This is a genomic window from Streptomyces sp. Y2F8-2 (assembly GCF_014905555.1).
Taxonomy (GTDB): Bacteria; Actinomycetota; Actinomycetes; order Streptomycetales; family Streptomycetaceae; genus Streptomyces; species Streptomyces cynarae.
On record NZ_BNGS01000001.1, the window covers coordinates 531,524 to 543,812 of the forward strand.

At 71.1% G+C, this 12,289-nt stretch carries 7 protein-coding genes and 2 pseudogenes; 4 read left to right on the forward strand and 5 right to left on the reverse strand.

The window, feature by feature from the left end:
* The first annotated feature begins 221 nt into the window (after positions 1 to 221).
* Both SY2F82_RS02455 and SY2F82_RS02460 read left to right on the forward strand, forming a co-directional pair.
* Positions 222 to 1,955 (forward strand): ABC transporter ATP-binding protein, encoded by a 1,734-nt coding sequence (locus SY2F82_RS02455; protein ID WP_200417238.1) that lies wholly within the window; start codon positions 222 to 224, stop codon positions 1,953 to 1,955.
* Positions 1,955 to 3,883, forward strand: coding sequence for an ABC transporter ATP-binding protein (locus SY2F82_RS02460; RefSeq protein WP_200417239.1), 1,929 nt, complete (start codon positions 1,955 to 1,957; stop codon positions 3,881 to 3,883). The genes SY2F82_RS02455 and SY2F82_RS02460 overlap by 1 nt, the downstream gene beginning before the upstream one ends.
* A 128-nt stretch (positions 3,884 to 4,011) precedes the next feature.
* On the opposite strand, the pseudogene SY2F82_RS02465 reads toward SY2F82_RS02460, so the two are convergent.
* From SY2F82_RS02465 to SY2F82_RS02485, 5 genes and pseudogenes are all read right to left on the reverse strand, one after another.
* Positions 4,012 to 5,267, reverse strand: a pseudogene (locus SY2F82_RS02465) (RNA polymerase sigma factor).
* A 113-nt stretch (positions 5,268 to 5,380) separates the two neighbouring features.
* Positions 5,381 to 7,285 carry a DNA primase gene (gene dnaG, locus SY2F82_RS02470; protein WP_200417240.1) on the reverse strand — a complete coding sequence of 635 codons (1,905 nt, stop codon included), beginning with the start codon at positions 7,283 to 7,285 and terminating at the stop codon, positions 5,381 to 5,383.
* Positions 7,286 to 7,332: 47 nt separating this feature from the next.
* Complete coding sequence (locus tag SY2F82_RS02475; RefSeq protein ID WP_200417241.1) at positions 7,333 to 8,598, reverse strand: NAD(P)/FAD-dependent oxidoreductase; 1,266 nt, start codon at positions 8,596 to 8,598, stop codon at positions 7,333 to 7,335.
* Positions 8,599 to 8,761: 163 nt separating this feature from the next.
* Positions 8,762 to 10,087: a deoxyguanosinetriphosphate triphosphohydrolase gene (locus tag SY2F82_RS02480; RefSeq protein WP_200417242.1), complete on the reverse strand. Its 1,326-nt coding sequence runs from the start codon at positions 10,085 to 10,087 to the stop codon at positions 8,762 to 8,764.
* A gap of 72 nt (positions 10,088 to 10,159) precedes the next feature.
* Positions 10,160 to 11,062 (reverse strand): sirohydrochlorin chelatase, encoded by a 903-nt coding sequence (locus tag SY2F82_RS02485; RefSeq protein WP_200417243.1) that lies wholly within the window; start codon positions 11,060 to 11,062, stop codon positions 10,160 to 10,162.
* A 158-nt stretch (positions 11,063 to 11,220) separates the two neighbouring features.
* Between SY2F82_RS02485 and SY2F82_RS02490 the strand changes: the two genes are divergently transcribed.
* Positions 11,221 to 11,901, forward strand: a complete 681-nt coding sequence (locus tag SY2F82_RS02490; RefSeq protein WP_374707113.1) for a vancomycin high temperature exclusion protein — start codon at positions 11,221 to 11,223, stop codon at positions 11,899 to 11,901.
* A gap of 71 nt (positions 11,902 to 11,972) precedes the next feature.
* Positions 11,973 to 12,287 (forward strand): annotated as a pseudogene (locus tag SY2F82_RS02495) (membrane-associated oxidoreductase); the annotation flags it as partial.
* Between the last annotated feature and the right edge of the window lie 2 nt (positions 12,288 to 12,289).

Here is a 12,289-nt window from a genome sequence, read left to right on the forward strand (position 1 = left end):
CGGCCGTGACGCCCATCTCACGGGGCGTCACCCGTACGGCGGCCGCCCGGCGGTGACGCACGTCACCACCCTTCAGGACTACGCCCGAAGGCCGAGGCCGCTCGGTCTTATGACCGCTGTCGGCTTAATCGGTTGAGGTAACGCGGGTGGAGTGTTCGACGATAGGGCGTGGTGCACCACCGACCGCCTCCCTTTTCGTCGACCACTCCGAGAGACTCCGCGTGCTCATACGACTTCTGAGGGCCCATATGGGCCCGTACAAGAAACCGATAGCCCTGCTGGTGCTGCTGCAGTTCCTGCAGACCTGCGCCACGCTCTATCTGCCCACCCTGAACGCGCACATCATCGACAACGGTGTCGTGAAGGGGGACACGAACTACATCCTGACCTTCGGCGGCCTCATGATCGGGGTCTCGATGGGCCAGGTCGTGTGCAACATGGGCGCCGTCTACTTCGGAGCCCGGACCGCGTCGGCCGTAGGCCGGGACATCAGGGCAGCCGTCTTCGACCGGGTGCAGTCGTTCTCCTCCCGTGAGGTGGGTCACTTCGGCGCGCCGTCGCTGATCACCCGCACCACGAACGACGTGCAGCAGGTGCAGATGCTCGCCCTGATGACGTTCACCCTGATGGTGTCGGCGCCGATCATGTGCGTGGGCGGCATCGTCCTGGCGCTCGGTCTGGACGTGCCGCTGTCCGGTGTCCTGGTCGCCGTGGTGCCCGTGCTCGGCATCTCCGTGACGCTGATCGTGCGCCGGCTGCGGCCGCTGTTCCGCAGCATGCAGGTCCGCCTCGACACGGTGAACCGGGTGCTGCGCGAGCAGATCTCCGGCAACCGGGTCATCCGCGCCTTCGTCCGCGACGACTACGAGAAGGAGCGCTTCAAGGGCTCGAACACCGAGCTCACCGACGTGGCCCTCGCCACCGGCCGCACGCTGGCGCTGATGTTCCCCATCGTGATGACCGTGGTGAACCTCTCCTCGATCGCCGTGGTGTGGTTCGGCGCGCACCGCATCGACAGCGGCGGCATGCAGATCGGCGACCTGACGGCGTTCCTCGCCTACCTCATGCAGATCGTCATGTCCGTGATGATGGCCACCTTCATGTTCATGATGGTGCCGCGCGCGGAGGTCTGCGCCGAGCGCATCCAGGACGTCCTCGACACCTCCTCCAGCGTCGTACCGCCCACCGCGCCCGTAGCCGAACTGCGCCGGCACGGTCATCTGGAGATCCGGGGCGCCGGGTTCCGCTATCCGGGTGCCGAGGAGCCGGTGCTCAAGGCCATCGACCTGGTGGCGCGGCCCGGCGAGATCACGGCCGTCATCGGGTCCACCGGAAGCGGCAAGTCCACCCTGCTCGGGCTGATCCCCCGCCTGTTCGACGCCACCGAGGGCGAGGTCCTCGTGGACGGTGTGAACGTGCGGGAGATCGAACCGACGCTGCTGGCCAAGACGGTCGGACTGGTGCCGCAGAAGCCGTACCTGTTCGCGGGCACGGTCGCCACGAACCTGCGCTACGGCAATCCGGACGCCACCGACGAGGAGCTGTGGCACGCGCTGGAGGTGGCGCAGGCCAAGGACTTCGTCTCCAAGCTGGAGAACGGCCTGGACTCCCCCATCGCGCAGGGCGGCACCAACGTCTCCGGTGGCCAGCGGCAGCGCCTCGCGATCGCCCGCACCCTGGTGCAGCGCCCGGAGATCTACCTCTTCGACGACTCCTTCTCCGCCCTCGACTACGCCACCGACGCGGCCCTGCGGGCGGCGCTCACCCGGGAGACCGCCGAGGCGACCGTCGTCATCGTCGCCCAGCGGGTGGCGACCATCCGGGGCGCCGACCGGATCGTCGTCCTGGACGAGGGCCGTGTCGTCGGCACCGGCCGCCACCACGAGCTGATGGCGGGCAACGAGACCTACCGGGAGATCGTGCTCTCCCAGCTCACGGAAGCGGAGGCTGCCTGATGGCCGGGCCCATGCGGGGGATGATGGGCGGGGGCGGCCCCGACCAGCGCTCGATGGACTTCAAGGGGTCCGGGAAACGGCTCCTCGCCCAGTTCGCACCCGAACGCCCCACCATGATCGCGATGCTGGTCTGCGGTGTGCTGAGCGTCGGGCTGTCCGTGGTCGGACCGAAGATCCTGGGCAGGGCGACGGACCTCGTCTTCGCCGGGATCATCGGCCGTCAGATGCCGGCGGGCCTGAGCAAGGAACAGGTCCTCGACTCCATGCGGAAGCGCGGCCAGGGCGGCATCGCCGACATGCTCTCCGGCACGGACTTCACCCCGGGCAAGGGCATCGACTTCGGTGCCGTGGGGAACGTCCTGCTGCTCGCGCTGTGCACGTTCCTGGTGGCCGGCCTGCTGATGGCGGTGTCGACGAGGCTCTCCAACCGGGCCATCAACAGGACGATCTACCGCATCCGTGAGGACGTGCAGGCGAAGCTGTCGCGGCTTCCGCTGTCGTACTTCGACCAGCGGCAGCGCGGTGAGGTGCTCAGCCGCGCGACCAACGACATCGACAACATCCAGCAGACGCTGTCGCAGTCGATGGGCCAGCTCATCAACTCGCTGCTGACGATCGTCGGCGTGCTGGCGGTGATGTTCTGGGTGTCGTGGCTGCTGGCGCTGGTCGCCCTGGTGACCGTGCCGCTGTCGTTCTTCGTCGCGACCCGTGTGGGCAAGCGGTCGCAGCCGCACTTCGTGCAGCAGTGGCGCACCACCGGCAAGCTGAACGCCCACATCGAGGAGATGTACACCGGGCACACGCTGGTGAAGGTGTTCGGTCGGCAGGAGGAGTCGGCCAGGCAGTTCGCGGAACAGAACGAGGCGCTGTACGAGGCGGGGTTCCGGGCGCAGTTCAACAGCGGTGTGATGCAGCCGCTGATGATGTTCGTGTCCAACCTGAACTATGTGCTGGTCGCGGTGGTCGGCGGTCTCCGGGTCGCGTCGGGCGCCCTGTCGATCGGTGATGTGCAGGCCTTCATCCAGTACTCGCGGCAGTTCTCGATGCCGCTCACTCAGGTCGCGTCGATGGCGAACCTGGTGCAGTCGGGTGTCGCATCGGCGGAGCGGATCTTCGAGCTGCTGGACGCGGAGGAGCAGGGGGCCGACCCCGAGCGCGGGCTGCGCCCGGAGGAGCTGCGCGGGCGGGTCGCGCTGGAGAACGTGTCGTTCCGCTACGACCCGGAGAAGCCGCTCATCGAGAACCTGTCGCTGAAGGTGGAGCCGGGCCAGACGGTCGCGATCGTCGGCCCGACGGGAGCGGGCAAGACCACGCTCGTCAACCTGCTGATGCGCTTCTACGACGTCACCGGCGGACGGATCACGCTCGACGGGGTCGACATCGCGAAGATGTCCCGGGACGAACTGCGGTCCTCGATCGGGATGGTGCTGCAGGACACCTGGCTGTTCGGCGGCACCATCGCGGAGAACATCGCCTACGGCGCCTCCCGGAAGGTCACGCGCAGCGAGATCGAGGAGGCGGCGCGGGCGGCCCACGCGGACCGGTTCATCCGTACGCTGCCGGACGGCTACGACACGGTGATCGACGACGAGGGGACGGGGGTCAGCGCGGGTGAGAAGCAGCTCATCACGATCGCGCGGGCGTTCCTGTCGGACCCGGTGATCCTGGTGCTGGACGAGGCGACGAGTTCCGTGGACACGCGGACCGAGGTGCTGATCCAGAAGGCGATGGCGAAGCTGGCGCACGGGCGGACGTCGTTCGTGATCGCGCACCGGCTGTCGACGATCCGGGACGCCGACACGATCCTCGTGATGGAGAACGGCTCCATCGTCGAACAGGGCTCGCACACGGAGCTGTTGGCCGCGGACGGGGCGTACGCACGGCTGTACAAGGCACAGTTCGCCCAGGCTGTCGCCGAGGTGGACTGAGCAGTTGCCCGGCGTCGGGGGTGCCGCTGCGCCCACCCGTGCCGCCCCTGGGGGCACCTCCCAGGCCGTTAAGGCACCGGGGGAGGCACGACTGCCCGCAGCTACGGCTCGGGAGCGGCACCCCGACGTCAGTCCAGGTAGCCCCTGAGCTGGTCCGCGAAGGCGTGGTCGCGGAGCTTGTTCAGCGTCTTGGACTCGATCTGGCGGATGCGTTCGCGGGTGACGCCGAAGATGCGGCCTATCTCCTCCAGGGTGCGGGGGCGGCCGTCGACGAGTCCGTACCGCAGCTGCACGACCTTGCGCTCCCTCTCCCCCAGCGTGGACAGGACCGCTTCCAGGTGCTCCCTGAGCAGCAGGAACGCCGCGGACTCGACCGGGCTGGCGGCGTCGCCGTCCTCGATGAGGTCGCCGAGGGCCACGTCGTCCTCCTCGCCGACGGGGGCGTGCAGGGAGACGGGCTCCTGGGCGAGCCGCAGCACCTCGCTGACCCGCTCGCTGGGCAGCTCAAGATGCGCGGCGACCTCTTCCGGGGTGGGTTCGTAGCCGCGTTCCTGGAGCATGCGGCGCTGGACGCGGATGACCCGGTTGATCAGCTCGACGACGTGGACCGGGACACGGATCGTGCGGGCCTGGTCGGCGAGGGCGCGGGACATGGCCTGCCGGATCCACCAGGTCGCGTACGTGGAGAACTTGTAGCCGCGGGCGTAGTCGAACTTCTCGACCGCCCTGATCAGACCGAGGTTCCCCTCCTGCACGAGGTCGAGCATGGTCAGCCCGCGGCCGACGTACCGCTTGGCGACGGAGACGACGAGACGCAGATTGGCCTCGATCAGCCGCCGCTTGGCCATGCGCCCCATGACGACGAGCCGGTCCAGGTCGAGCGCCAGCCGGATGTCCAGGTCGGGGGTGTTGAGGAGCTTCTCCTCGGCGAACAGGCCGGCTTCGACGCGGCGGGCGAGTTCGACCTCCTCGGCGGCCGTCAGCAGCGGGATGCGGCCGATCTCGCGCAGATACTGGCGGAACAGGTCGGAGGAGGGGCCACCGGTGTCGGCACGGTCGCGCGGGGCTTCGACGGGTTCAGCGGGTTCGACGGCGTCGAGCGGCTCCTCGAGCTCGGACGGGCCCGGTGGTTCCGGCTCGGCCTCCGTCTCGGGGTGGTGCGCGAGCCGGTTCTGCGGCGGAACCGCCGGGAGGACGCCGGCCTCCGCGGCCGGCTCGTCGTTCAGGATGTCCGGTTGGGTGAGGGTCTGGGTCTGCACGGGGGGCGACCTCCAGGAATGTCGCTGCTTCAGGCGTGCGGCAGCGGTACGTCGGTGAGCGGAACCGCGGGGGTGTCGGACCCGCCGCCAGGGGCGGGCCGGCCGCGCTCCGAGGACTCAGGCACCGGAACCCAGTGTGGAGTACGACACATCACCGCCACGAGGGTTGTGCGCCCACTTTTTGAGTCCGGTCCGTGACCGGGTGGTTACGCTGCCGCACGGGTGTGCGGTACGCCGCCTACAGCGCGGCCGCCCCCCGCTCCCGCAGCGCCTGGTCGTACTGCTGCAGTACCCACAGCTCGTTCTGCACGGCGGCCAGTTGGGCCGGGTCGCCGTGTGTGCCCAGGCGGGTCAGGGTGGACTGGATGTCGCGGATCCGGCGTTCTACCGCGCGGCGGCGGACCGTGACGAGGACCGTGCCCGCGTACACCTCGTCCACCGTCCTGCGCATGATCGCCTCGACGGCCAGTTCCGTGACCATCGCGCGCACCGTGTCGTCGGGCGCCGCCTCGCGGACCCGGACCAGGTACTCCTGCGGGTCCTGCGCGCCCCACTCCGCGCCCCCCGCCTCCATGATCGCCTGCCGTACGGCCGCGTACGGCGCCGCCGTGAACTCGTCGACCCCGTAGGCGTCGAACGCGGGCGACACCAACTCCGGCCGCTGGAGGGCGAGTTTCAGCAGCTCGCGCTCGGTCGCGTAGACCGGGTTGCGAAGGGTGAGCGCCGGGCCGGAGACGGCCGGGCGGGGCGCCGCCGCGTAGCGCTCCGCCGGGCGCGGACCCGTCGGCGCCGGGCCCCTGCCGCCCCGGTCGCGCGCCCAACGGGCCAGCTGCGCCACCCGCTTGACCACGAACTGCGTGTCCAGGATGCCGAGCATGCCCGCGAGCTGGACCGCCACCTCGTGCTGCGCGCCGCTGTTCTTGATGCGGGCCACGACCGGCGCCGCCTCGTCCAGCGCGGCCGCGCGGCCCGCCGGGGTCTCCAGGTCGTAGCGGCCGACGATCTGGCGCAGCGCGAACTCGAAGAGCGGCGTACGCGGCTCCGCCAGGTCCGCGACCGCCTCGTCGCCCTTGGCGAGCCGCAGGTCGCAGGGGTCCATGCCGTCCGGCGCGATCGCGATGTACGTCTCGGCGGCGAACTTCTGGTCGTCCTCGAAGGCCCTCAGGGCCGCCTTCTGGCCGGCCGCGTCGCCGTCGAAGGTGAAGATGACGCGCGCGCTGCCGTTGTCCATCAGCAGCCGCCGCAGGATCTTGATGTGCTCGCCGCCGAAGGCCGTGCCGCAGGTCGCGATGGCCGTGGTGACGCCCGCGAGGTGGCAGGCCATGACGTCCGTGTAGCCCTCGACGACCACGGCCCGGCTGGTCTTCGCGATGTCCTTCTTCGCCAGGTCGATGCCGTACAGGACCTGGGACTTCCGGTAGATCGCCGTTTCGGGGGTGTTCAGGTACTTCGGGCCGGTGTCCGCCTCGTAGAGCTTGCGGGCGCCGAAGCCGACCACATCGCCGCCGATGTCCCGGATGGGCCACATCAGCCGGCCGCGAAAGCGGTCGATGGGGCCCCGGCGGCCCTCCTGGGACAGGCCGGAGAGGATCAGTTCCTTGTCGCTGAAGCCCTTGCCGCGCAGATAGCGGGTGAGGTGGTCCCAGCCCTGCGGGCTGTAGCCGACGCCGAAGTGGACGGCGGCGGCCTGGTCGAAGCCGCGCTCGGCCAGGAACTTGCGCCCCGCCTCGGCCTCCGGGCTCGCGTCGAGCTGCTCGGCGTACCACTGGGCGGCCAGCTGGTGGGCCTCCACCAGGCGGATGCGTTCCCCGCGCTGGTGGGTGGGGTTGTACCCGCCCTCCTCGTACCGCAGCGTGATGCCCGCGCGGGCGGCCAGGCGCTCGACCGCCTCCGAGAACGAGAGGTGGTCGACCTTCATCACGAATGTGATGGTGTCGCCGCCCTCCTGGCAGCCGAAGCAGTGGAACAGCCCCTTGCTTGGGCTGACCTGGAAGGACGGCGACTTCTCGTCGTGGAAGGGGCACAGCCCCTTCAGGTTTCCCCCGCCGGCGTTGCGCAGCTGGAGGTACTCGGACACGACGGCGTCGATCGGGACCGCGTCCCGTACCGCCTTCACGTCCTCGTCGTTGATCCGTCCTGCCACGAGGAGATTCTACGGGGGTGGTGTGACAGGAACGGCTTCCCGTCCGCTCACGAGGTCAGGCTCTCCAACGGCACCCCCGGGTCCGACAACGCCTCGGGGTCCACCACCGTGCGCTCCCGGATCAGCTTCTGGATGCGGTCCGTGACATCCCACACGTTCACGTTCATCCCGGCCAGCACCCTGCCCTCCTTGAGCCAGAAGGCGATGAAGTGCCGCTTGCCGGCGTCACCCCGGATGACCACCTCGTCGTACGTCCCGGGCGGCGCCCACCCCGAGTACTCCATCCCCACGTCGTACTGGTCGGAGAAGAAGTACGGCACCCGGTCGTACGTCACCTCGTGCCCGAGCATCGCGCGGGCGGCGGCCGGGCCGCCGTTCAGGGCGTTCGCCCAGTGCTCGACGCGCAGCCGGGTGCCGAAGAGGGGATGGTGGAAGGACGCCACGTCACCGGCCGCGTAGATGTCGGGGTCGGAGGTGCGCAGAGCGGCGTCCACCGCGATACCGCCTCCCTGCGCGGGGTCGGCCAGCTCCAGCCCGGCCGCCTCCGCGAGAGCGACCCTGGGGGCCGCGCCGATCGCGGCGAGCACGTCGTGCGCGGGGTGCTCCTCGCCGTCGTCGGTGCGGGCGGCCAGCACCATGCCGTCCTGGCCGATGATCTCGGTGAGCCGCACCCCGAAGTGGAAGCGGACCCCGTGGTCGCGGTGCAGCTCCGCGAACAGCTCGCCCAGCTCGGGGCCGAGGACGTGGTGCAGCGGGGTCGGCGCGGACTGGATGACGGTGACCTCCGCGCCGTACTCGCGGGCGGCGGCCGCGACCTCCAGGCCGATCCAGCCGGCGCCCGCGATCACGATGTGGCCGTTGTCCCGGCCGAGGGCGGTGAGGACGCCCTTGAGGCGCTCGGCATGGGAGAGCCGGCGCAGGTGGTGGACGCCCGCGAGGTCCGTGCCGGGGATGTCCAGGCGGCGGGGCTCGGCGCCGGTCACGAGGAGCAGCTTGTCGTAGTGGACGAGCGTGCCGTCGTCGCCGAAGCGGACCGTCTTGGCGGCGCGGTCGATGGCGTCGACGCTCTGGCCGAGGTGCAGCTCGACGTCGTTGCGCGCGTACCAGGAGGGCTCGTGGACGAAGACGCTGTCGCGCTCCTCCTTGCCGAGCAGGTAGCCCTTGGACAGGGGAGGCCGTTCGTACGGGTGGTCGCGTTCGTCGCAGATCAGTATCACGCGGCCGCTGAAGCCCTCCGCTCGGAGCGTCTCGGCCGCCTTGGCGCCGGCGAGACCTCCTCCGACGATGACGAATGTCTGATCCGCGTCGACCACTTGATGCCTCCTCGTAAGGATGTCGCCACATGCGAGCCTCCCGCACGGGAGCGGGCTGCGGGAAGAGGGAGTGCCCCGATCAGGCCACGGAAGGGCACGACCGGCCGTCACGTGCCGCCGTCATGTACGGGTCATGGCGGGTCATGCGCGGTTCATGTGCCGGTCATGCGCGCCCCGTCAGCCGCGCGTGCAGGTGGCCGGCCGAGGCGTCCGTGAGCGAGGCGATCTGGTCGACGATCACCCGCTTGCGGGCGCGGTCGTCGGCGGCCTCCTCGAACAGCGCCCTGAACTGCGGGTCCAGTCCGTCGGGCGCCCGGGCGGTGAGCGCCTCGGCCAGTTCGGCGACGACGACGCGCTGGTCGGCGCGGATCCGCTCCTGCTCGGCGCGCTGCATCACGTACAGGTCGGCGACCGCTTTGAGGACCGCGCACTCCATGCGGGTGCTGCGGGGCACGACCAGCTCGGCGGCGTATCTGGTCAGGCGCCCGCTTCCGTACGCCGCCCGGGTGGCCCCCTCCGCCGCCAGGCAGAAGCGGCCGATGAGCTGGCTGGTGGCGTCCTTGAGGCGGCCCTGGGCGATGGCGGAGCCGTCGTATTCGCGTGGCCACCACTGCTGGGCGAGGAGCCGGTCGAGGGCTTCGGCCAGCTCCTCGGGGTCGGTGTCCGCGGGCACGTACCGGCCGAGGGCGACGGCGAAGACCGCCTGCCGCTCCGGTTCGGCGTGCAGGCTGCCGGGGTCGACGTATCCGGCGTGCAGCCCGTCCTCGAAGTCGTGCACGGAGTAGGCCACGTCGTCGGACCAGTCCATGACCTGGGCCTCGAAGCAGGTGCGGTGGCTGGGGGCGCCCTTGCGGAACCAGTCGAAGACGGGGCGGTCGTCCTCGTAGACGCCGAACTTCGCGGAGGTGGGGTCGGTGGGGTGGGCGCCGCGCGGCCAGGGGTACTTGGTGGCGGCGTCGAGGACGGCGCGGGTGAGGTTGAGGCCCACGCTGACGAGTTCGCCGGTGCAGACATGGGGGACGAACCGCTTGGGCTCGATGCGGGCGAGCAGGCGCAGGGACTGGGCGTTGCCCTCGAAGCCGCCGCAGTCGTGAGCGAACTCGTTCAGCGCCTGTTCGCCGTTGTGCCCGAAGGGCGGGTGGCCGAGGTCGTGGGAGAGGCAGGCGGCCTCCACCAGGTCCGGGTCGCAGCCGAGGGCGGCGCCGAGCTCGCGGCCGACCTGGGCGCATTCCAGCGAGTGGGTGAGCCGGGTGCGGGGGCTGGCGTCCCAGGCTTCACTCCTGGTGCCGGGGGTGACGACCTGGGTCTTGCCCGCCAGACGGCGCAGCGCGGCCGAGTGCAGCACGCGGGCGCGGTCGCGCTGGAAGGCGGTGCGGCCGGGGCGTTTGTCGGGCTCCGCGGCCCAGCGCTCGGTGTCCGAGGCGTCGTACGCCGAGCCGTTCTCGCAGCGTGTGGGGGTCTCGTGGGCCTTCGGTGCGATCCCGTCCATGACCTGACAGTAATCGCAGCCACGGACGATCGGGATGTCGTCGTCCGTTTCTCGCCGGACCGTCAGGCGTGCTCAGGCCGATGCCAGGGCGGGTTCCGTGGCCGCCTCCGGGGTCGCGAGAGTCTGGTCGTAGCGGTGCAGGACCAGGCGGGCCATCGCCGCGTGGGCGCCGAGAGGGGCGGCCGCGATCCACGGGGCGGCCTCGGCGCACTCCGTGTGGAAGCGGCCGGGGGCGGTGAAGTACGAGGCGACGGCGACCCGGTGGCGGCCGCGGGCGGCCAGCGCACGGACCGCCTGGGGCACGGTGGGCGCTGCGGCGGAGGCGTAGGCGGGGACGACGGGGACACCGAGGCGTTCGGCGAGGAGCTGGGCGGTGCGGCGGGTGTCGACGGCGGATTCGGGGTCGCGGGAGCCTGCGGCGGCCAGCACCACCGCGCTGGTGCGGCGCAGGGCGCCGCTCATGCCGGCCGGCCAGCCGGCCTCGACCAGCCGGGCGTACAGGGTCTCCACGAGGAGCGGGTGCGGGCCGAGCGGGGCCGCCACGCGCGTGTGGGCGCGCGCCGCTGCCGCCGCCTCGGGGATGTCCTGCTTGACGTGGTAGCCGCGGCTGAGCAGCAGCGGTACGAGGACGGCGTGAGCGTCGCCGAGGGAGGCGAGGGTGTCGGGCAGCAGCGGCTCGTTCAGCTCGATGTGCCCGAGGCGCACCGGCAGGTGCGGGCGCAGCTCACGGACCCGTTCCATGAGGGTCCGCACCGTCTCCAGGGCACGCGGGTCGCGGCTGCCGTGCGCCACGAGGACGAGCGCGGGCGGGGCGGGACGCCGGCTGCCGTCGAGCGAGACGAGGCTGAGCTGACTGCCGAGCTGGCTGGTGATCCTGTTCATGAGCTGCGCCGTACTGTCGAGGTGGGCGCCACCGGACGGCCGGCCGCCGGGGCGCAGGGGGGACTCGTCGGGTGGAAGGTTCGACGCCGTCATGCACCGATCCTGGCGGCAGCAGGTTGCCGCGCCGTTGCGCGGCCGTGACCGGGTTGTTTTCCGGCGCTTCACGGCGCGGGCGCGGAAGGTGTGAGGGGTGTCGCGAGGCGGGCGCGAACCGGATGGCCGTTCGCCGCGTCCCTCTTGGCATGCCGGGCATGAAGATCCACAGACCGAGGCTGCCGCGCACGCGCGCCGGACAGCGCAGGGCCGTTCAGGTCCTGGCCGCGCTGTGCGTGCTGGCGCTGCTGCCGGCCACCTGGTTGTACCTGACCACGGCCGGCCGGCTGCGCACCACCGCGGACGTGCCGCGCACCGAGGTCGCCGTCGTCTTCGGCGCGGGCCTGTGGGGCGGCGAGCCGTCGCCGTACCTGGCCCATCGCCTGGACGCGGCGGCGGCCCTGTACCGGGCGAGCCGGATCAAGGTCGTCCTGGTCACCGGGGACAACAGCCGCAAGGACTACGACGAGCCGGACGCGATGCGCGCGTACCTGGCGCGGCACGGCGTGCCGCGCGAGCGGGTCGTGACCGACTACGCCGGCTTCGACACCTGGGACTCCTGCGTCCGGGCGAAGAAGATCTTCGGTGTCGACCGGGCCGTCCTGGTCAGCCAGGGCTTCCACATCCGCCGCGCGGTCGCCCTGTGCCAGGCGGCGGGCGTGACGTCGTACGGCGTCGGGGTGGCGGACAAGCACGACGTGACCTGGTACTACGGCGGCACCCGGGAGGTCTTCGCGGCGGGCAAGGCGGCCCTGGACGCGCTGTTCCGCCCGGACCCGACGTTCCTCGGGCCGAAGGAGCAGGGGGTCACGAAGGCGCTGGCGGGGGCACGGGACTGAGCGTGGAGATCACGGAAGGCCTTCCCGCTCGGCGAGGGCGTGGACTTCCGGGAGGGCGAGGACGAGGACTCCATGTGCAGGATGCCGCCGTGGGCTACGGCTTCCGCCCGATGCGGGCCGCGGGCTGGCTGCTGGTGCTGTTGTGCACCGGTACGCTCGCCTTCGCACTGCACCGTCCGCCCGCGCTGAAGCCGTCCGAGGCGCCCGGCTTCAATCCGTTCGTCTACACCCTGGACCTGCTGCTGCCGATCGTCGACTTCGGCCAGCAGGGGGCGTACGCGCCGCGCGGCTGGTACCAGTGGCTGTCGTACCTGCTGATCGCCACCGGCTGGGTGCTGGCGACGACGATCGCGGCGGGCGTCACCCGCTCGCTGAACCGGCAATGAAC

Coding starts and splice junctions, on each gene's coding strand:
- SY2F82_RS02460 (WP_200417239.1), top strand. CDS start 1,955: ATGGCCGGGCCCATGCGGGGGATGATGGGCGGGGGCGGCCCCGACCAG.
- SY2F82_RS02480 (WP_200417242.1), bottom strand. CDS start 10,087: ATGGACGGGATCGCACCGAAGGCCCACGAGACCCCCACACGCTGCGAG.
- SY2F82_RS02485 (WP_200417243.1), bottom strand. CDS start 11,062: ATGACGGCGTCGAACCTTCCACCCGACGAGTCCCCCCTGCGCCCCGGC.
- SY2F82_RS02490 (WP_374707113.1), top strand. CDS start 11,221: ATGAAGATCCACAGACCGAGGCTGCCGCGCACGCGCGCCGGACAGCGC.